The organism is Mesorhizobium sp. ES1-6, from assembly GCF_020164775.1.
Classification (GTDB): Bacteria; Pseudomonadota; Alphaproteobacteria; order Rhizobiales; family Rhizobiaceae; genus Mesorhizobium.
Genome location: NZ_JAIUGU010000006.1, coordinates 211371 through 231734, shown reverse-complemented (window position 1 = coordinate 231734; position 20364 = coordinate 211371). Strand labels below are relative to the sequence as shown.

The 20364-nt window shown below is 64.9% G+C and carries 18 protein-coding genes; 6 read left to right on the top strand and 12 right to left on the bottom strand.

All coding sequences use genetic code 11. The features are described from left to right. Positions 1–32: 32 nt before the first annotated feature. From LB564_RS17505 to LB564_RS17480, 6 genes are all read right to left on the bottom strand, one after another. On the bottom strand, positions 33–815 hold the full coding sequence (locus tag LB564_RS17505) for a carnitinyl-CoA dehydratase (RefSeq protein ID WP_224539578.1): 783 nt from the start codon (positions 813–815) through the stop codon (positions 33–35). Beyond that, positions 808–2886, bottom strand: a complete 2079-nt coding sequence (locus tag LB564_RS17500; RefSeq protein ID WP_224539576.1) for an acetate--CoA ligase family protein — start codon at positions 2884–2886, stop codon at positions 808–810. The genes LB564_RS17505 and LB564_RS17500 overlap by 8 nt, the downstream gene beginning before the upstream one ends. Before the next feature lie 85 nt (positions 2887–2971). Further along, positions 2972–4135: an acyl-CoA dehydrogenase family protein gene (locus tag LB564_RS17495; protein ID WP_224539574.1), complete on the bottom strand. Its 1164-nt coding sequence runs from the start codon at positions 4133–4135 to the stop codon at positions 2972–2974. Between the two features lie 4 nt (positions 4136–4139). Next, positions 4140–5234 (bottom strand): carnitine 3-dehydrogenase, encoded by a 1095-nt coding sequence (locus LB564_RS17490; protein ID WP_224539572.1) that lies wholly within the window; start codon positions 5232–5234, stop codon positions 4140–4142. Next, a complete protein-coding gene (locus tag LB564_RS17485; protein WP_224539570.1) occupies positions 5231–5860 on the bottom strand; it encodes an HD domain-containing protein in 630 nt (209 codons plus the stop codon). The genes LB564_RS17490 and LB564_RS17485 overlap by 4 nt, the downstream gene beginning before the upstream one ends. 22 nt (positions 5861–5882) lie before the next feature. Continuing rightward, positions 5883–6800 (bottom strand): 3-keto-5-aminohexanoate cleavage protein, encoded by a 918-nt coding sequence (locus tag LB564_RS17480; protein ID WP_224539568.1) that lies wholly within the window; start codon positions 6798–6800, stop codon positions 5883–5885. A 79-nt stretch (positions 6801–6879) separates the two neighbouring features. Here LB564_RS17480 and LB564_RS17475 point away from each other — a divergent pair, with 79 nt between their 5' ends. Next, a complete protein-coding gene (locus tag LB564_RS17475) occupies positions 6880–7857 on the top strand; it encodes a GlxA family transcriptional regulator (protein ID WP_224539567.1) in 978 nt (325 codons plus the stop codon). A 24-nt stretch (positions 7858–7881) separates the two neighbouring features. Here LB564_RS17475 and LB564_RS17470 read toward each other — a convergent pair whose 3' ends face one another. Then, positions 7882–8091, bottom strand: a complete 210-nt coding sequence (locus LB564_RS17470; RefSeq protein WP_140703308.1) for a hypothetical protein — start codon at positions 8089–8091, stop codon at positions 7882–7884. A gap of 205 nt (positions 8092–8296) precedes the next feature. Further along, the gene (gene xylA, locus LB564_RS17465) at positions 8297–9622 is read right to left on the bottom strand and encodes a xylose isomerase (RefSeq protein WP_224539565.1); all 1326 of its coding nucleotides are present in this window, start codon (positions 9620–9622) and stop codon (positions 8297–8299) included. A gap of 114 nt (positions 9623–9736) precedes the next feature. Between xylA and LB564_RS17460 the strand changes: the two genes are divergently transcribed. Beyond that, positions 9737–10099: a nuclear transport factor 2 family protein gene (locus LB564_RS17460; RefSeq protein WP_224539563.1), complete on the top strand. Its 363-nt coding sequence runs from the start codon at positions 9737–9739 to the stop codon at positions 10097–10099. A 197-nt stretch (positions 10100–10296) separates the two neighbouring features. On the opposite strand, the gene xylB is transcribed toward LB564_RS17460, so the two are convergent. Further along, positions 10297–11751, bottom strand: coding sequence for a xylulokinase (gene xylB, locus LB564_RS17455; protein WP_224539561.1), 1455 nt, complete (start codon positions 11749–11751; stop codon positions 10297–10299). Between the two features lie 80 nt (positions 11752–11831). Then, a complete protein-coding gene (locus tag LB564_RS17450; RefSeq protein ID WP_224539559.1) occupies positions 11832–13154 on the bottom strand; it encodes a tetratricopeptide repeat protein in 1323 nt (440 codons plus the stop codon). Positions 13155–13379: 225 nt separating this feature from the next. Between LB564_RS17450 and LB564_RS17445 the strand changes: the two genes are divergently transcribed. After that, complete coding sequence (locus tag LB564_RS17445) at positions 13380–16169, top strand: autotransporter outer membrane beta-barrel domain-containing protein (protein ID WP_224539558.1); 2790 nt, start codon at positions 13380–13382, stop codon at positions 16167–16169. Between the two features lie 163 nt (positions 16170–16332). On the opposite strand, the gene LB564_RS17440 is transcribed toward LB564_RS17445, so the two are convergent. Next, entirely contained in the window at positions 16333–16956 is a 624-nt protein-coding gene (locus tag LB564_RS17440) for a LysE family translocator (protein ID WP_224539556.1), read from the bottom strand. A 156-nt stretch (positions 16957–17112) separates the two neighbouring features. Further along, a complete protein-coding gene (locus tag LB564_RS31500; protein ID WP_140703298.1) occupies positions 17113–17235 on the bottom strand; it encodes a hypothetical protein in 123 nt (40 codons plus the stop codon). Between the two features lie 238 nt (positions 17236–17473). Between LB564_RS31500 and LB564_RS17435 the strand changes: the two genes are divergently transcribed. The 3 genes from LB564_RS17435 to LB564_RS17425 all read left to right on the top strand — a co-directional run bounded on the left by LB564_RS17435 (position 17474) and on the right by LB564_RS17425 (position 20229). After that, positions 17474–18244: a L,D-transpeptidase gene (locus LB564_RS17435; RefSeq protein ID WP_224539555.1), complete on the top strand. Its 771-nt coding sequence runs from the start codon at positions 17474–17476 to the stop codon at positions 18242–18244. Positions 18245–18331: 87 nt separating this feature from the next. After that, positions 18332–19498 carry a diphosphate--fructose-6-phosphate 1-phosphotransferase gene (locus tag LB564_RS17430; RefSeq protein WP_224539553.1) on the top strand — a complete coding sequence of 389 codons (1167 nt, stop codon included), beginning with the start codon at positions 18332–18334 and terminating at the stop codon, positions 19496–19498. A gap of 11 nt (positions 19499–19509) precedes the next feature. Beyond that, positions 19510–20229 (top strand): MBL fold metallo-hydrolase, encoded by a 720-nt coding sequence (locus LB564_RS17425; protein WP_224539812.1) that lies wholly within the window; start codon positions 19510–19512, stop codon positions 20227–20229. The last annotated feature ends 135 nt before the right edge of the window (positions 20230–20364 follow it).

The following is a 20364-nucleotide window of genomic DNA, read 5'->3' as shown; positions in this document are numbered from 1 at the left end:
TGCTGGGTCGATTGGCGCCGTCATCTCCAGTGTCACTTCCCCTTCCACACCGGCTCGCGCTTTTCCGCGAAAGCACGGAACCCCTCCATACCGTCCTCCGACCCATAGAGCGCATCGACGGTCGCCAATTGCCGGCGCGTCACCTTGTTCATCGCATCCTGGAAGGTCAGCGATTCTGCCACCCGGGCCGTCTCCTTGATCGCGGCGAAGACCAGCGGCGGGCCGCTGGCGAGCAGGCGGGCGATCTCCCAGACGCGGTCCTCGAGCTTTTCCTTGGGCAGCACCTCGTTGACAAGGCCCCAGCGATGCGCCTCGGCGACATCCATCCAGCGGCCGGTGAGCAAAAGGTCCATGGCGACATGGTAGGGGATGCGCTTCGGCAGCTTGATCGTCGCGGCGTCGGCCAGCGTGCCGGCGCGGATTTCGGGCAGTGCGAAGGAGGAATGGTCCGAGGCGTAGATGAGATCGCAGGACAGCGCCAGCTCGAAGCCGCCGCCCACCGCCATGCCATTGACGCAGGCGATCACCGGCTTGTTCAGGTCGCGCAATTCCTGCAGGCCGGCAAAGCCGCCGACGCCATAGTCGCCATCGACCGCGTCGCCGGAGGCGGCGGCCTTGAGGTCCCAGCCGGCGCTGAAGAACTTGTCGCCGGCGGTCTTGACGATGGCGACGCGCAGGTCCGGATCGTCGCGGAACGCCTTGAAGGTCTCGCCCATCAGCCGTGAGGTTTTCAGGTCGATCGCATTGGCCTTGGGCCGGTCGAGCGTGACCTCGAGGATCGAGCCTTCGCGGCGGGTCGAAATGACGTCAGACATTCTTCTTTTCTCCAAGCACCAGCAAGGCGTCGGCGATCCAGGCGCCCTTGCCTTCCGAGCAGACGATCAGCGGATTGATGTCGAGTTCCTCGATCTCGCCGGCATTCTGCTGCACGAAAGCGGCAATGCCAGCGATCGCGTCGATGGCGGCGGCGACGTCGGCTTTCGGCCGGCCGCGATAGCCTTCGAGCAGCGGGAACAGTTTCAGCCCGCGTAGCGCCGCCTCGATGTCGTCGCGGGTCGCCGGCAGCATCAACGTGACGCTGTCGCGCAGCAGTTCGACCAGCACGCCGCCGGTGCCTAGTGTCATGACAGCGCCGAACATCGGGTCGCGTGTGAAGCCGACGATCAGTTCGGCGACGCCGTCGCGCACCATGCGCTCGACATAGAGCCCGGTGCCGAGCGGCAGAAGATCGTGCGCCGCGGTGCTCACCGATTCGGCGTCCTTGAGGTTGAGCCTGACGGCGCCGACCTCGGATTTGTGGGTGACGCCGAGCGCTTTCAGGGCGACGGGGAAGCCGAGCGCCATCGAGGAGATCACCGCCTCGACCGCATTGCCGGCGCGCTCGCCCCTGGGCACGGGCAGCCCGGCCTTGATCAACCGCGCCTTGGCTTGCGCCTCGTCGGGCGTGACATGATCGCCACCGGCGACTCCGGAGGCGGACGTATCCACCGGCTGCGCCAGCGGCTCGCGCCAGGCCCAGCCGATGAAGGCGGCGGCCTGCGCGGCGTCCATCGCTTCCGAAATGCCGAACAACGGCACCATGCCGCGCGCCATCAGCTCGGCGGTGTATTCCTCGGGCAGGTTCTCGGGCAGCGACGAGACGATGGCGCCATGCGCCTTGTTGGTCTTCAGTGCCGATTCGAAGGCGCGCAGCGTCGCCCACCAGTCGGTCACCGAGCAGCGGTCGGGGCGCGGAAAGTCGAGCACCAGCATGTTGAGATCGAAGCCGCCTGACACCATGGCGGTGAAGGTGGCCGTCATCGCCGGCTCGTTGTTCCAGATGAAGGTGTGGTAGTCCAGGGGATTGGCCACCGCGACCAGCGGCCCGAGCGTCGATTTGACGTGGGCGCGATGGGTTTCCGTCAGCACCGGGAAGTTGACCCAGCGACCCTCGGCGCTGTCGGCCATGACCGAGGCCTCGCCGCCCGAGCAGCTCATCGACGACAAGGTATAGCCGAGCAACGGCCCGGTGATGTGCAGCAGCTTCAGCGCCTCGATGAAGCTGGGGATGGAATCGACCCGTGCAATGCCGAGCCGCCTGAGGAAAGCGCCCGAAGCAGCGTCCGAGCCGGCGAGCGAGGCGGTGTGCGAGACGGTGGCCTGCCGTGCCTGTTCGGAGCGGCCGACCTTCATGGCGATGATCGGCTTCCTGAGCTCGCGCGCCCGCGCCGCCAGGCGCTCGAAGCCGGCTACCGAGTCGAAAGCTTCGATGTGCAGGCCGAGCGAGGTGACGCGCTCGTCCTCGATCAGGCCGAGCGCCATTTCGGACAGGCCGGTCTGCGCCTGGTTGCCGGCGGTCATCAGGAAGGCGATCGGCAGGCCGCGCTTCTGCATCGTCATGTTGATGGCGATGTTGGAGGACTGGGTGATGATGGCGACGCCCTTGCCGCCCTCGTCCAGCCTGATGCCGCCATGCTGGTCGGGCCACAAAAGCGCGCCGTCGGCATAGTTGATCAGGCCGTAGCAGTTCGGCCCGATGATCGGCATCTGGCCGGCGGCCGCGACCAGTTCGGCCTGAAGCCGTTCGCCGTCGTCGTCATAGGCTTCGGTTTCGAGAAATCCGGCGGCAAAGCAGACGGCGCCGCCGGCGCCGCGTTCGGCCAGCGCCTTGATCACCTCGATGGTCAAATGCCGGTTGACGCCGACAAAGGCCGCGTCAGGCGCACCCGGCAGGTCCGCGACGGACCGGTAGGCCTTGCGGCCGGCGACCTCGTCCTTGGTCGGATGCACCGGCCAGATCTCGCCGGCAAAACCCATCTTGATCGATTGCGCCACGACGGCGGCGGCCTGCACGCCACCGAACACGGCGATCGATTTCGGGCGCAGGAGACGTTCGAGTTTATGCATGGTCATCTTTTCTTTTTGAACGCGATCTCAGGACAAACGATCGCGTTTGCCGACAAAACCGAATCCCGGCTTTGGCGATCATGCTCTAAGCGCCGAACGGACGCAGCAGCGCCCGCGAAATAATATGTCGCTGAATCTCCGACGTGCCTTCCCAGATGCGCTCGACCCGGGCGTCGCGCCAGATGCGCTCCAGTGGCAGGTCGTCCATCAGCCCCATGCCGCCATGGATCTGGATCGCCTCGTCGGCGACAAAGGCGAGCATTTCGGTGGCCTTCAGCTTGGCCATGGCCATGTCCTGGTCGGTGACGGTGCCCTGATCGTACTTCCAGCCAGCTTCGAAGACCATCAGGTCGGCGGCCTTGAGTTCCGTCGCCATGTCGGCGAGCTTGAACGACACGCCCTGGAACTTGCCGATTTGCTGGCCGAACTGCTGGCGCTGCGCGGCGTATTCGATGGCATGGCCAAGCGCCCGCTCGGCACGGCCGAGACAGGTGGCGCCGACCTGCAGGCGCGTGGCGCCGAGCCATGAATTGGCGACGTCGAAGCCCTTGTGCACCTCGCCCAGGACCTGGGATGCCGGCAGCCGGCAATCGTCGAATTCGAGGATGGCGTTGGTATAGCCGCGATGCGAGACGTTGCGATAGCCGTCGCGCACGGTGAAACCCTTGGTGCCCTTGTCGACGAAAAAGGCGGTGATCTTCTTGCGCTTGCCACGCGTGGTTTCTTCCTCGCCCGAGGCCATGAAGACGATGGCGAAGTCGGCGAGATCGGCATGGGAGATAAAATGCTTGGTGCCGTTCAGCACCCAGTCGTCGCCGTCCTGCACGGCTGATGCCTTCATGCCGCGCAGGTCGGAGCCTGCGCCGGGCTCGGTCATGGCGAGACAATCCCATTTCTCGCCACGGATGCAGGGGAAAAGATACTTTTCGCGCTGCTCCGGCGTGCCGGCGAGCAGGATGTTGGAGGGGCGCGCCACGCAGGTCCAGTGCAGCGCGTAATTAGCCCGGCCGAGCTCCTTTTCGTAGAGCAGCCAGGTCACCGTATCGAGGCCGGCACCGCCGACATCGGCCGGCATGTTGGCTGCATAGAGCCCGGCCTCGATCGCCTTGGCCTTGAGCTCCTCGATCAGCTCGCGGCGCAACACGCCGGTGCGCTCGACCTCGCGCTCATGCGGATAAAGCTCGTTCTCGACGAAGGCACGCGTCGTCTCGACGATGAGCTTCTGCTCTTCCGAAAGACCGAAATCCATGCTCTCAGCCCTTCTTCTTTTTCTTCGGCTTTTCGGCTTTCTTGACCGGCTTGGCGGCCTTGGCATTTTCCGCCGCCTTTGAAGCCACGGGCTTCTTCGCCGCCAGCTTGGCGAGCTGTTTGGTGTAATCCTTGTGCAGCGCGCCGGCGCCCCAGCCCTTGCCCTTGTTCTGCTTCGACAGCGCATCCATGATGGCGACCAGATTGTCGTCGCGGATCTTTTCCAACTCGCGGATCGACAGGCCATGTGCCTGGTCGTCCGACTGGGTGGCGATCAGGTCGACCAGCTCGTCGTTGAACTCGGGCACGTCCATCAGCTTGGTCCACGGCCATTTCAGGCAGGGCCCGAACTGCGCCATGAAGTGGCGCATGCCGGCTTCGCCGCCGGCGACGCGGTAGACCTGGAACATGCCCATCTGCGCCCAGCGCAGGCCGAAGCCGTAGCGCATGATGTCGTCGAGTTCCTCGACGGTGCAGATGCCGTCCTTGATCAGCCACAGCGCCTCGCGCCAGGCGGCTTCGAGCAGGCGGTCGCCGACAAAGGCTTCTATTTCCTTGCGGATGACGACCGGCTTCATGCCGATCGAGGCATAGATTTCCTTGGCGACCTCGATCGCCTCGGGGAAGGTCTGGTCGCCGCCGACGATCTCGACCAGCGGCAGGAGGTAGACCGGGTTGAACGGATGGCCGACGACCAGCCGCTCCGGATGCTTCTTCATCGCCACCTGCATGTCGGTCGGCCTGATGCCTGATGTGGACGAACCGACAATGGCGTTGGCCGGCGCATGGGCGTCGATCTCGGCCAGCACGCGGTGCTTGAGGTCGAGCCGTTCCGGCACGCTCTCCTGGATGAAATCGGCGTCGGCCACCGCTTCGGCGATGGTCTTGGCGAAGGTGAGCTTGCCCTCCTTGGGCAGGCCGCCGGGCACCATCTGCCTGTAGGCGCGGCGCGCGCCTTTCATCACTTCCGAGACCTTGCGCGAGGCTTCGGGATCGGGATCGAAAATGGAGACGTCGATGCCGTTCAAGAGCAGCCGCGCCACCCAGCCGGCGCCGATGACACCGCCGCCGATGGCGGCCGCCTTGTTGATGATGCTCATGCGGAAGCTCCGGTTCTTGTGCTGGCTGTCTGGGGATCGGTGAGGGGCACGCGCTCGCCGGCGCGGATCACCGAGGGGTCGTAGGCCTTGCGGGCGAAGACTTCGAGAACGAAGGGCCGGAAGAACTCGATCGGCAGCGTCTCGTAATCGGGATCGAAGCTGGACTGGTCCCAGCGCTCGCAAAACTGGTCGCAATCGTCGAAATAGGCATGGCCGGCGAAGCGGTCGCGCGCGTGCCTGTTGCCGCCGAGATGATGGGCGTAATAGAGCCGCTGGAAGTCGCCGTGCTTTTCCACCACCCAGGTGCATTGCTCGCGCACGAAGGGTTTCAGGATCGACGCGGCATATTCGTCGTGATTGTAGGGCGCGTAGATATCGCCGATATCGTGCAGCAGGGCGCAGGCGATCCAGTCGGTGTCGGCGCCATCGCGCCAGGCCCGCGTCGCCGCCTGCAGCGAATGGCCGAGCCGGGTGATCTTGTAGCCCGACAGGCCTTCGTCGAGCTGGACCAGGGCATCGAGCAGCCGCTCGCCGGTCCTGGCGGCATAGTCGATTTCATGGGCGGTCAGGAACTCGTAATCTTGCCTGTCGCCATCCTTCATAGCGGTGAATTTGACGGTAGCCATTTCGACCCTCCCTGCGAATAATTTATGCCGCGATCGGCGCCCGTTTGGTCAGGTTGAGTTTCTGGCGCACCTCTTCCGGCCCAAGGATACGGGCGCCGAGATTGGTGACGATCGAGGCGGCGCGCTCGACCAGTTGCGCATTGGTCGCCAGCACACCCTTGTCGAGCCAGAGATTGTCTTCCAGGCCGACGCGGACATTGCCGCCGGCGAGCACCGCCGCCGCCGCATAGGCCATCTGGTTGCGGCCGATGGCGAAGGCCGACCAGTTCCAGGTCGAGGGCACGTTGTTGACCATGGCCATGAAGGTGTTGAGGTCGTCGGGCGCACCCCACGGCACGCCCATGCAGAGCTGCACCAGCGCGTCGGCGTTGAGCACTTCTTCCTCGACCAGCTGCTTGGCGAACCACAGATGCCCGGTGTCGAAGGCCTCGATCTCCGGCTTGACGCCCAGCGCCGTCATCATGCCGCCCATGGCGCGCAGCATGCCGGGCGTGTTGGTCATCACATAGTCGGCCTCGGCGAAATTCATCGTGCCGCAGTCGAGCGTGCAGATTTCCGGCAGGCACTGGCGCACGTGCTCCATGCGGTTGGTGGCGCCGCCCATGTCGGTGCCCTTTTCGTTGAGCGGCAGCGGCGCTTCCGGCGAGCCGAACACCATGTCGCCTCCCATGCCGGCGGTGAGGTTCAGGATGACGTCGACGTCCGCCGCGCGGATGCGCTCGGTCACCTCGCGGTAGAGATGCACGTCGCGCCGGGGCTTGCCGGTTTCAGGATCGCGCACATGGCAATGGACGATGGCCGCACCCGCCTTGGCCGCATCGATGGCCGAATCGGCGATCTGCTTGGGTGAGCGCGGCACATGCGGGCTGCGATCCTGCGAACCGCCGGAACCGGTCACGGCACAGGTAATGAAGACCTCACGGTTCATCGCAAGCGGCATCGGAACTTTCCTCCCATTCGAACAGGCACCAAGCATCGCTTGCCTTGATCGAAACTGCTTTGCGTTTTACGAAGACGATATGATCAAAAGCGAAAAATCTGTCTTTCGCGCCGAACGCGAGACCCTCAAGGTGACGTTCCTGGTGTTTTCCGGGTCGTCCATCATGTGCGTCGCCTCGGCCGTCGACCCGTTGCGCGCCGCCAACCGCATCTCCGGCGAGACCCTGTTCGATTTCAAGCTGGTCTCGGTCACCGGCGAGGCGCCGGTCACCACATGCGGCCTGCCGGTGGCGGTCAGCGGCCGTTTCGACGCGGCCGAGCCAACCGACGTTCTCGTCGTCGTCGCCGGTTTCGGCACCCAGAATTACGCGACGTCGGCTCTGCTTTCAGGGTTGCGGAGGGCGGCGCGCGCGGCCCGCGCCTGCGGCGGTGTCGAGGCCGGCACCTGGCTGGTGGCGCGCGCCGGCCTGCTGGAAGGCCGCAGCGCCACCACCCATTGGGAGGACATGGAGGATTTTTCCTCGGCCTTTCCCGGCGTCGACGTCCGGCCGGACCGCTATGTCATCGACGGGCCGGTGTTCACCTCGGGCGGCGCGTCGCCGACCTTCGACCTGATGCTGCATCTCATTCGCACGCGGCTCGGCATGGCCGTGGCGCTCGATGTCGCCAGCGTCTTCATCTACGACCAGGCCCGTGCCGCGACCGATGCGCAGCCGCTGGTCTCGCTCGGCCGGCTCGACGGCTACGATCCGCGCCTGGCGCAGGCTATCCGGCTGATGGAATCGCATGTCGACCAGCCGCTGACCATAGAAGCGGTCGCCAAGCGCGCCGGTGTGACGGCGCGGACCCTGGAGAGCATCTTTCGAAAGTCGATCGGCGAGACGCCGGGCGCCTATTATCTCAGGCTGCGGCTGGGCGCCGCGCGCCGGCTCGTGGTCGACACGCGGATCGCCATGGCCGACATTGCCGGGCGGACGGGTTTTTCGTCCGCCGCGGCCTTTTCGAGAGCCTTTTCGAGAGCTTTTGGCGAAGCCCCTGTCAGGCTTCGCCGCGGTTGATTAGGGCCGGGGTCGATTCGGGAATCAGGCAGCATTCTGGCGGTCGCTGCCGCCGTTGATCTGCGAGCGCATCTGCCGTGCGAGATGGGTCTCCAAGCGGCTGGCGACGGCGCGGTCCCATTCGTTGGTGCGGCGCGCGCCATCCCGGGGATGCGGCATGGCCATCAGCCGGTCGATGATCGAGCCGGCCGCTTCAGGTGAGAGCAGGGCGTCGATTTCACGTTCGTTCTGCATCGGGTCGCCTCCTTCTTCCTCTCCCGCCACGAGCGATATCTATACGAGATTCGTGACGGCAGTTTGAAGGCAGGAGCGAGGTCATTGAGAGGCGGCAAGGGCAAAACCTTGTCGTCGATTTCAGCATGGCGCGCAAAAGGTTTCCGCGCGCCAAGCTTTCGAATCGAATAGTACGCCGGCTTGGATTGCCGATGGTCAGGCAGCGTCAGACGTAGCGGTTGACGATGTTTTCCAGCAGTTCCTGGCGGCCGGAGCGCGGCTGCGGCTCGATCTTCTTCTTCACCACGCGCTCCGCGATCTCCTCCAGCGTGCGCTTGCCCGCAAGCATCGCCTTGGCCTCGGCGCTGTTCCAGCCGGCATAGCGCTCCGCCAGCGGACCCGACAGCGCCTTGTCTTCGACCATCTTGGCTGCCGCCTTGAGGCCGCGTGCGCAAGAATCCATGCCACCGATATGGCCGATCAGCAGGTCCTGGGGGTCGAGCGACTGGCGGCGCAACTTGGCGTCGAAATTGGTGCCGCCGGTCTTGAAGCCGCCGGCCTGCAGGACCTGGTAATAGGCAAGCGCCATCTCCGGCACGTTGTTGGGAAACTGGTCGGTGTCCCAGCCCGACTGGTAGTCGTTGCGGTTCATGTCGATCGAGCCGAAGACCCCCAGCGCATTGGCCAAGGCCAGTTCGTGCTCGAAGGAATGGCCGGCCAGAATGGCATGGCCTTGCTCGATGTTGAGCTTGACCTCCTTCTCGAGACCGAAGCGCTTGAGGAAGCCGTAGACGGTCGCGACATCATAGTCGTACTGGTGCTTTGTCGGCTCCTGCGGCTTCGGCTCGATCAGGATGGTGCCCTTGAAGCCGATCTTGTGCTTGTAATCGACGACGAGGTTGAGGAAACGGCCGGCCTGTTCCTGCTCGCGGGCAAGGTCGGTGTTGAGCAGCGTCTCATAGCCCTCGCGCCCTCCCCACAGCACGTAGTTCTCGCCCTTCAGCCGCTTGGTGACGTCGATGCAGTTCTTCACCGTCGCTGCCGCGTAAGCGAAGACATCCGGATCGGGATTGGTCGCCGCGCCCGACATGAAGCGGCGATTGGAGAACAGGTTGGCCGTGCCCCAGAGCAGCTTGACGCCGGTCTGCTTCATCTTGCCGGCGAAATAATCGGCGATCTCATCCAGGCGGGCAGCGCTTTCGGAGAAATCCCTGCCCTCGGGCCGCACATCGGCGTCGTGGAAGCAGAAATAGGGCGCGCCGAGCAGCGAAAACATCTCGAAGGCGACGTCCGCTTTCAGCTTCGCCAGTTCCATCGTGTCGACGCCGCCGGCCTTGGGGAACCAGGGACGGTCGAAGGTCTGGCCGCCGAACGGGTCGCCGCCCGGCCAGGCGAAGGAATGCCAGTAGGCGACGGCGAAGCGCAGATGGTCCTCCAGCCGCTTACCGGCGACCACTTCGTCGGGATTGTAGAAACGATAGGCCAGCGGATTGGTCGAATCCGGTCCTTCATATTTGATTGTCTGGATGTCGCCGAAAAATCCGCTGCTCATGGGTTCTCTTCCTCTCCAAGATAGTTTTGCCCGATTACCTCAGGCGTAATTGGTTTCACGCCGGTGCTGGTCGAAAACGGTCCTGTCAAAACCGCCAAACGAAGGAGACAGATGATGACCGACCTCAACACGATCGCACAGAACTACATCACCGCCTGGAACGAGAGCGATGCCGACCGCCGGGCAGCCTTGCTCGAGGCTGTTTTCACCGAAGACGTCAGCTATCGAGATCCGCTCATGCAGGGCGACGGCCATGAAGGCGTCGCGGCGCTGATCGCCAGCGTCCAGCAGCGCTTTGCCGGCTTCCGCTTCTCGCTTAAGGGCACGCCGGACGGCTTTGCCGACAAGATCCGGTTTTCCTGGAATCTCGGCCCGGAGGGTGTCCCGTCCGTCATCGAAGGCACTGATATCGGTCTCATCGAGGACGGGCGCTTGAAGAGCGTCACCGGGTTTCTGGACAAGGTGCCGGCGCAGTGAGGCTAACTTAGGAAGGGAGGTGCGAGGCGCCCCCCTCTGCCCTGCCGGGCATCTCCCCCTCGAGGGGGGAGATTGGCTGGCTTTTCCGGCTTCGCAAATTACCAGCCCATCAAGATTGGCTGAGCCGTCGACGCTGCTAATCTCCCCCCTAGAGGGGGAGATGCCCGGCAGGGCAGAGGGGGGCGCCTCGCGCCAACTCACGCGGTTACAGCCTTTATCGCCGGATACAACGCCCGGTAGCGTTGATAGGCATCGGCATACGCCCCACCAAGCGCGGCATCCGGTTCGATCGTCGCATCCGTCCTTGGCGCCGTGCACACGGCCAGCGGATCGGCGTCCGTCGCCGCGATCAGCCCGAGCCTCGCCGCACCAAACGCAGCCCCGAAATCGCCGTCGGCGGGGATGTCGATCGGCAGTTGCAGCGCGGTGGCGATGGCTTTCAGCCAGTAGCGCGAGCGCGAGCCGCCGCCGATCGCGGTCACCCGCGTCAAGCTGGTGCCGGCCGTCTTCAGCGCTTCGAGGCTGTCGCGGAAGGCGAAGGCGACGCCTTCGAGCACGGCCTGGGTCAGCACGGCGCGGCTGGATTCATGCGCCAGGCCGGTGAAGGAACCGCGAATGGCGGAATCATTATGCGGCGTGCGCTCCCCCGAGAGATAGGGCAGGAAGGACACGCCGCTCGGCGCTTTCAGCGTCTCCCCGAGTTCCCCGGTCAACTCGCCGGCGCCCTTGCCGGTGATTTCCGACAGCCAGTTGAGCGAATCGGTCGCCGACAGGATGACGCCCATCTGGTGCCAGGTGTTTGGCAGCGCGTGGCAGAAGGTGTGCACCGCGCTTGCCGGGTTGGGCAGATAGGATGCATTGGCGGCAAACAGCACGCCCGACGTGCCGAGCGAAACAAAGGCATGGCCGGCGCCGACCGTGCCCATGCCGCAGGCGGAAGCCGCGTTGTCGCCGGCGCCGCCAGCCACCGGAATGCCGCCCGCGATGCCCCATTTGGACGCCAATTCGGCGCGCAGGCCGCCGGCCTTCGCGGTGCCCTCGACCAGCGACGGCATGTGTTTCTCGTCTAGCGATGTCGCGGCGAGCAGTTCTGGTGACCAGCGGCGCTTGCCGACATCGAGCCATGACGTACCGGCCGAGTCGGACATTTCCGACATATGTTCGCCAGTCAGCCAGAGCCGCAGGAAGTCCTTCGGCAACAGCACTTTTGCCACCTTGGCGAAGACGGCGGGCTCGTTGTTCTTCACCCAGGCGAGCTTGGGCGCGGTGAACCCGGGAAAGACGATGTTGCCGGTGAGCGCGCGGAAGCGCGGATCGGCGTCGAGTGCCGCCGCCTCGACATGGCTGCGCGTATCGTTCCAGAGAATGCAGGGGCGCAGCACCTGATCAGCGGCATCGAGCAAGGTCGCGCCATGCATCTGGCCGGACAGGCCGATGCCTTTCACCGCCGCGACCTGTGCCGGATGAGAGGCTTTCAGTTCGGCGATCGCGTCCTCGCAGGCGCGTATCCAGTGCAGGGGATCCTGCTCGGACCAGCCGGGATGCGGCCGCGAGACATCAAGTGAGCCATGGCCGGAGCCGATGACGCCCTGTCCGGCGTCGATCAGCAGCGCCTTGACGCCCGACGTGCCCAGGTCGAGGCCGAGATACATGGTTTCCTCCCACGTTCTTATTTTTTTCGGAGCCCGAAAAATATGCTTCAGCCAGTTTTTAAGGCAAGAACCGTCGCGGGTCAATTCTCCGACAAATCGGCCGCACGCCGTGAAAGGAGCGCCGACAGCGGACTGTCGGGTCGCGCCATCGACCGTTCCGCCGCAAGTGCTCTGGCAAGCGCAGCGTCACCGGCGCGCAGGGCCGCCTCGATCAGCGTCAAATCGATGACGTCGCGCTGCGCGTGGCTGCCGCCGAAACGGTGGGCGATCGCCCGGATTGGCCGGATCAGGCGCACGGTCTCGGCATAATTGCCATCACCGAACGCCTTGATGGCGAGCGTCAGGGGATGGCCGACATCCCTTGTGAAGTTCGCATTGTCGTCGTTGCCGTGCATGGCCTCGCCCTGGGTCTCGAGCAAGGTCCGGGCCGGGCCGTCGAGCTCGGCGCCGACAAACGCCATCATTGCGTGGACATCGTTGAAGGCATAGTTGCCGGCGCCGGCCTTGCGCCAGTTGGCGGCGATCGCCGCCCAGCGGTCGCCGACATCGATGCCGCCAAGATGGAGTCGCCACAGGATTGCCGAGGCATCGACCATGTTGAGCGCCATCGTCGATGGCACGCTGTAGATGGGGCCGTCATAGAGCGCCAGCACTTCGTCGGTCTCGCCGAGATCATAGTGGAACAGCGCCAGGTGCCACCAATTGTGCACCTGCAGGAAGCTCTCCCTCGTCCAGGTTTCGGGATTGGCACGCATCCAGGCAATGCCGTCCCTTTGCCGGCTTTGCATTTCCATGACATGGGCGACGGCATGCTGCGCCCAGCCGTCGCGCGGCTCGATATCGACCGCCGCGCGGCCAAGCTGCTCGGCCCTGACATAGTCCCCCATTTCCTCCAGCCCGAACGCCTGCATGCCAAGCATGGCGTGGTAGCCGGGCATGCCGCTTTGCCAGGATGGCAGGGCACGGGCGATGCGATCGCGCAGCATGCGGGCATTGCCGGTGAAGAAATCGATCTGATGGCCCACCTGCAGCGCCAGCCCGTCGCGCGGGGTCTCGATGGCGATGTCCTCGAGAATGCGGCTGGCTTGATGCCAACGCCCGTTGGCGAGGTGGCCAAGGGCCGAAACATGCGCCTGCTCGCGCGTCGTCGCGGCAAGCGGCAGCGCCGCCTCGTGGCAAGCCTTGGCCACGGCCGTCGCCTCGCGCTCGGTGGCGAGCCCGAAGAGATAGCCCTTGAAGACATGCGCCATGACGAAGCCGGGATCTTCCGCGATGGCGCGGTCGACGGAGGCGACGGGATCGCCGATAAAGCACAGCAGTTCACGCACCGCCTGGCTATAGGGCGTGAACCCTGCCTCCGTTGCGCCTGAAAATGCGAGACCGGATGCGTCCTTGATTGCCATGCCATGTCCTTTGATCGACCCGTGACAGGGCCTCGATCCTTCGGCCCAAGGCGATCCTAATACATGGGCCACGGACACGCCAACCGCGTGCTAGCCCGGTTTAGTCCACTAGTCTTTCCAGTTCATCAACCATGAGAAGCAGATTAGGCTTTGTAAACCGAACGAATTGTGGCTTCATTGCGGCGCGGGTAAGGGGCTTGTAATCGCGATCTGAGAGGGGACGCGATGCGGCATTTGAAAATACAGCTTCCGGACAACGGTTCGGAGCACACCGATCGAGCTATTGCTTTGCTGCGGCCAGAGCCCCAGCGAATCAATCCATGGTTTATTAGCTTACTTGCAACTACAGCGCTCGTGTTGCTGCCTAACTCAGCGGCCTTCGCCGCATGCGTGCTGGTTCCGTCTCCGGGAAATGACACCTTCACTTGCGATAGCGGCGATTCGGGCGGCGGCCTCACCGATACCAGCGGCAACAACACGCTGAACTTCCCCGCCGGCGGCACCGGCCAGGTGAGCGGCAACGTCACCTTCGGCCCCGGCACCGACCGCATCGACATGCAGTCCGGCACCATCACCGGCCTGGTCGACCAGGGCGACGGCACGGATTTCTTCACCATCGGCGGCGGCATGGTCGCCGGCAATGTCCAGCAGGGCGCCGGCATCGACGACTTCAACATGAGCGGCGGCCAGGTCGGTTCGCTGAACCAGGGCGACGGGCTCGACACCTTCACCATGACGGGCGGGCGCATCGTCGATTTCTTCGACGATGGCGACCGTGCCGTGATGACCGGCGGCCGCATCGGCCGCGTCAACATGAAGCTCGACAAGAACTATTTCAACATGTCGGGCGGCATCATCGACCGCAACCTGGTCACCGGGTTCGATCAGGACACCGTCATTCTCTCCGGCGGCACGATCGGCGGCAACATCAGCGTCAGCGGCGGCAATGACAGCGTGACGATCACCGGCGGCACCGTCGGCGGCGACGTGCTGATGAGCTTCGGCGCGGACAATTTCGTCTGGGATGGCGGCGGCATCATCTATGGCTCGGTCGACCTCGGCGCCGACAACGATACAGCCAGGCTGAGCAACCTCACCAAGGCCAATCTCGGCGGAGCCGATGCGCTGAACGGCGGCCTCGGCACCGATGCGCTCACCTTCGACAACGTCAAGCTGGACGGCATCGCCAGGGTCCAGAACTGGGAAACCATCGACGCCACCAATGACACCCAGCTGATCCTCGACGGCAATCTCGTGCTGGGCGACAGCGGCACGGGCACCGGAAAGCTCAGCGTCGACCTAGCAAGCACGCTCTATGGCGGCGGCTTCAACAGTTCCATCCAGGCCTTTACCGCGGGACAATTGGCCGAAGTGGTCAATGCCGGCCGCATCGACCTGACCAATGGCGGCACCGGCGCCACCGACCGCCTGACCATTTCTGGCAATTATGTCGGCATGGGCGGCTTGCTGCTGTTGCAGACCGAACTCGGCGACGACAGCTCCGCTTCCGACCGGCTGGTGCTGTCGGGCGGCACGGCTTCGGGCTCGACCGGCATTGCCGTCGTCAATGTCGGCGGTGCCGGGGCGCAGACCACGGCCGACGGCATTATGCTCGTCCAGGCCGTCAACGGAGCCTCATCGAGCGCCGGCGCCTTTGCCCTCGATGCGCCGGTCGCCGCCGGCGCCTTCGAATATTATCTCTTTAAGGGCGGCGTCAGCGCCGGCAGCGAGGAGAACTGGTATCTGCGTTCGACGCTGAACACACCGGCAACGCCGGCCGCCGGGCCGTCGGCACTCGAACCGACGTCGCAACCGGAGCCGGAGGCGCCCCAGGTCGAGCCGCCGCCGCCGCCCTCCGAACTGCCGCCGGTTCCGGTGCCGACCGATGGCGACATCAACAACCCGCCGGTCGATTCGACACCGCCGGTGCAGGCGAGCGATCCAGAGCCCGAGGCGCCGCCGCCACCACCGCCAGCGCCGGCGGCGGATCCGCCGCCGCCACCACCGGTGGTGCCGACCGCCGTTCCGGACCTGCCGACGCCGGCGGCCGGCGAGACGATCCTGCTCTACCGTATCGAGGTGCCCACCTATTCGGCCTTGCCGCCGGTGGCCGAACATCTGGCGATGACGACGCTCGGCACCTTCCACGAGCGGCGCGGCGAACAGAGCCTGTTGTCGAACACGGAGCTGTCGCCGGTCTGGGGCCGCATCTACGGCCAGGACGCCAAAATGGGCTGGTCTGGAACGGTGTCGCCGTCCTTCGACGGGACCTTGTTCGGCTTGCAGGCGGGCTTCGACGTCTTCGGACGCGAAACCGCCTCTGGCGGGATCGACCGCGCCGGCCTGTTCGTCGCCTATGCCAGCATGAAGGGTGACGTGCGTGGCCAGGCGCTGGGCCAGAATGATCTGTCCGTCGGCGGCATCGATGTCAGCGGCACCAGCGTCGGCGGCTACTGGACCCGCATCGGCCAGGGCGGCTGGTACCTCGACGGCGTCCTCATGGCCACCTTCTTCGGCGGCGACGCCACGTCGTCGCGCGATGTCGGCATCGACATTGGCGGAACCGGCGTGACCGCCTCGCTGGAAGGCGGCTATCCCATAGCGCTGGCACAGGGTTGGACGCTCGAACCGCAGGCGCAACTGATCTGGCAGCACCTGTCGCTCGACGATGCCAAGGACCGTTTCTCCTCGGTTTCCTTCGACAGCGACGGCAGCGTCACCGGCCGGCTGGGCGCTCGGCTGCAGGGCGGCGAGGCCACCGTCAACGGCATGGCGCTGCAGCCCTACCTCAAGGCCAACATCTGGCATGATTTCGGCGGCACCGATCGGGTCAACTTCGACGCGACCGACATCTCGACGCAGGGCAGGTCGACCTCGTTCGAGTTCGGTGGCGGCATCGTCGCCAAAGTAACCGACAAGGTCAGCATCTTCGCCACCGGCGACTACACCACCAATCTCGGCGGCGACAAACGCCGCGTCCTCGAGGGCAATCTGGGTTTCAGCGTCAAATGGTGAAGCAAGGTGTGCTGATATTCAGGTGATGCCGGCCTGCAAACGCCTGATATCTGCGCTTCCGGTGCTCGCGGACCCATGTCCGCACCGCTCCGGCTCTCGATATCAGCCATTTTCGGCTCGGCCTGACCTGAATCTCAACACACCTTGGGCGCGCCAGCGTTTCTCAATTGCCGGAACGCATCGCCACGGTGGCGATGCCGGCGCCGACCAGCAGCGTGCCGCCGGTTCGGTTGAAGATGCGGATCGCCTTGGGGTTGCGCACCACGTTGCGGGCGCGTGCCGCGATCAGCGCGTAACCGAAGGCGTTGGCGAAGGCGAGCGCCAGGAACGTCGTCTCGAAGATCAGCATCTGCGCCCAGAAATCGGCATGCCGGTCGAGAAACTGCGGCAGGAAGGCGACGAAGAAGGTGATGCTCTTCGGGTTGAGCGCGGTGACCAGCCAGGTATGCGCCATCATCTTGGCCGAAGACACCGCGTCGGTGCGCGGTTCTGCTTTCAGCGCGCCGCCGGCGCGGAACAGTTTCACGCCGAGATAGATCAGATAGCCGGCGCCGACCAGCTTCAGGACGGTGAAGACGGTCGCCGAGGCCGCCAGCAGCGCGCCGATGCCCAGCATCGACAAGGTCATGGCGGTGAAGTCGCCCAGCGCCACACCGACGGCCATCGGCAAGGCGGTGCGCCAGCCCTGGCCCAGCGCATACGACACGACCAACAGGATTGTCGGGCCCGGGATGATGAGAAGGATGGTCGACGCGGCAGCGAAGGCGGCCCAGTTTTCGAAGGACATGTCTGTCTCCCCTTGGGTTAAGGAAAAGGATAAATCCCGAGCCCAGGGAGAATGTAAAGAGGCCTGATTTTTGTTTTTCAGGAAATTGCGGGCGCAAACCGCCGCGTCCGTTGCCGCAATTGCCGTGCCGTCAGTTTCGCCAGCGGCAGCCAGGGGTCAGTTCGCGCCGCCCAGCGTGCTCACGATATCGGCCAGGCTGACATTGGCACCGAGAACCATGGCGGCCGCGGCAATGGCAGCGGCAAAAAGCTTGATGTCGGTTTTTAACGTCTTGCACATGGAGGCCCCTCGCTGGTCGCCGAAGAGGTAGGAAACGCCGGTGCCGGGATTATGGCCCGATGGAGGTGATTTTGTGCAGGGACACGGGAGCGGCGATCGCCGGGACGGCGCAACGTCACCTCGGCAAGACGCAAACGCAGGCAGCGCAAGGCATTCACGCTTTATCAACCATGAATGATGAAAATGCCTGACATCCGGCCGGACCGTGCTTCCCGCCGACAGCGTAGGGTTTGGGTATATGCGTGAGTTGCCGCAAGGTCCGACGCCGCCACGAAACGGCGACGCAATCGAAACCGATCTTCTTCTCTCCCGCCGCGCCGTCCTGTCCGGGGCGGGCGCCCTGGCGCTGCTTGGCGTCGCCGGCTGCTCGACTTCGGGTGGTGGCGACCTGCCGGCGCTCCATCTCGACGATACGGTCACCGGCTCGGTGCGGCCGATCCGCCCCTCGATCAGCGTCGACAAGAACATCACCAGTCCCGACCTCATGTACGCCGCGCTGACCGACAACGGCTTCAACGTTCCCGAGGTGCCTTATCTCAAGGTCAAGCCGGAATTTCGCCGCCAGATCGTCGTCGACACGACGGGCGAGGCGCCCGGCACCATCGTCGTCCATCTCAAGGAACGCATGCTCTATCTCGTCCAGCCGGGCGGCGACGCCATCCGTTACGGCGTCGGCATCGGCAAGGACGGCTTCCGCTGGTCAGGCCGCGCCAACATCCAGTACGGGCGGGAATGGCCGACCTGGACGCCGCCGCCCGAAATGATCCAGCGCAAGCCCGAACTGGTGAAGTGGCAGGGCGGCCAGCCCGGCGGCCTCACCAATCCGCTCGGCGCGCGTGCGCTCTACATCTACCAGGACGGCAAGGACACAGGCTACCGCATCCATGGTTCGCCCGAATGGTGGAGCATCGGCCAGGCGATGTCGTCGGGCTGCGTGCGCCTGATCAACCAGGACATCATCGATCTCTACAGCCGGGTGTCGAAGAAAAACCCCGTCGTCGTCATGTGATCGTTTAGCCCTCCGTTTCTCCCGTTGCGCGATGCGGCAAGACAGGCCAAGGTGCCTTGAAAACCATTGCCCGGGGAGAAATCAAGCATGGCCGGAACCTTCGTCATCGCGCAGGGCGGCGGCCCGACCGCCGTCATCAACCAGACGGTCGTCGGCGCCACGCTGGAGATCCGCAAGCGCCATCCCGGCGCCAAGGTGCTGGGCTCCATCCATGGCGTGCGCGGTATCCGTGACGGCAACTATGTCGACCTGTCCGCCATCCCGGAGGACCGACTGCGGCTGATCGCCGGAACGCCGAGCGCCGCCCTCGGCTCGACGCGCGACAAGCCTGACGCCGCCTATTGCGAGGTCATCCTGAAGGGCCTGCAGAAGGCGGGCGCCGATGCCTTCATCTATATCGGCGGCAACGACACCTCGGGCACGCAGCAGATCCTGACCGATGCCGCCGGCGGCAAGATCGCCTTCGTCCATGCGCCGAAAACCATCGACAACGATCTCGAGGAAAACGACCACACGCCGGGCTTCATCTCGGCGGCGGAGTTCGTCGCCGGCGCCTTCCTCTCGGTCGACCTCGATTTCCGCGCCCTGCCCGGCATTTATGTCGGCATCGTCATGGGCCGGCATGCCGGCTTCCTGACCGCAGCCGCGGCAGCTTGGCAGCTCGACCCCGGCAGCGGCCCGCATCTCGTCTACGTGCCGGAGCGGCCGTTCTCCGCCGCCGGCTTCATCGACGACGTGCGCGCCACGCTCGATCGCCACAAGCGCTGCATCGTCGCCGTGTCGGAAGGCGTCAGCACCGCCGACGGCAAGGCGCTGGTCGAAAGCCTGGTGCCGGCGGACAAGCTCGAACGCGACCAGCACGGCAATGTCAAACTGTCGGGCAGCGACCTGCCGGCGGCGCTCGAACGGGCATTGGCCGAGGGGCTGCCGGGCAAGCGAGCCCGCGTCGACGCGCTCGGCTACATGCCGCGCGGCTATGTCGGCGCCATCAGCGCGGTTGACGCGCAGGAGGCCTTCGATGCCGGCGCCTTCGCCGTCGGCGTGGCCGAGCAGGGCGGCGGCTCGGTGGCGCTGCAGTATGATGGCAGCAAAATAGTGTTGAAAAAGGTGCCGCTGAAGAACGTCGCCGGCAAGACCCGCCACATGCCCGACGATTTCATGAAGCCCGAGGAGAACCAGCTGTCCGAGACCGGCATGGCCTATCTCAGGCGGCTGGTGCCGGAAAAATACAAGGTCGGAAAGCCGTTTGTCTGATGCCGGCCCCTATGCCGGGCTGGTTCTCCAGGAGCATCGTCGACGACAGGACGACGATGCTGACCGAGCCGTTCGTGCACGACTATGTGCGCGCCAACATCTGGCATTTCACCGGCCGCGACGCCGACCTTCTGGTCGACACCGGCATGGGCATCTGTCCGCTGGCGCCTTGGATAGAGACGCCCGAAGGCAAGCCGCTTCTGGTCGTCGCCACCCATATCCATCTCGATCACGTCGGCTCGCTGCACGAATTCCCGTGGCGGGCCGGGCCGAGGATGAGCGCCGCGCAATTCGAGAGCATGGATGAGGCCGCGACCTACGCCTACATGTTCCACGATCTCGAGGGGGCGGTTTCGAAACTGCCCGAGCCGGGCTGGAAGGCGTCGGATTACAAGATCCCGCCGGCGCCGCTGACGCGGACGCTCGATGAGGGCGACGTGGTCGATCTCGGCGACCGGCAATTTCGCGTGCTGCATCTTCCGGGTCATTCGCCGGATTCGATCGCCCTGTTCGACGAGACCGATGGCCTGTTCTTCAGCGGCGACGCCATCTATGACGCCATGCTGATCGACGATTTGCCGGACTCCGACCGGACGGCCTATGCCGGCACGATGCGCCGCCTGCTCGACCTGCCGATCCGTATCGGCCATGGCGGCCACGGCCCGAGTTTCGACGGCAGGCGCATGCGTGAGATCGCGTCGGCCTATCTGCGCTCCGTAAGCGCGCCCTGAATTAAATCTTCGTAAGGTCGGGCAAAAACCCTAATTCAGGCCATTCGGGACCCTAGATAACTCATGTCGATCCGGCCGGCTGCCATGTAAGGCGAGACAGGCCATCCCGGTCGTCGACACGCTGACGGACGCTTT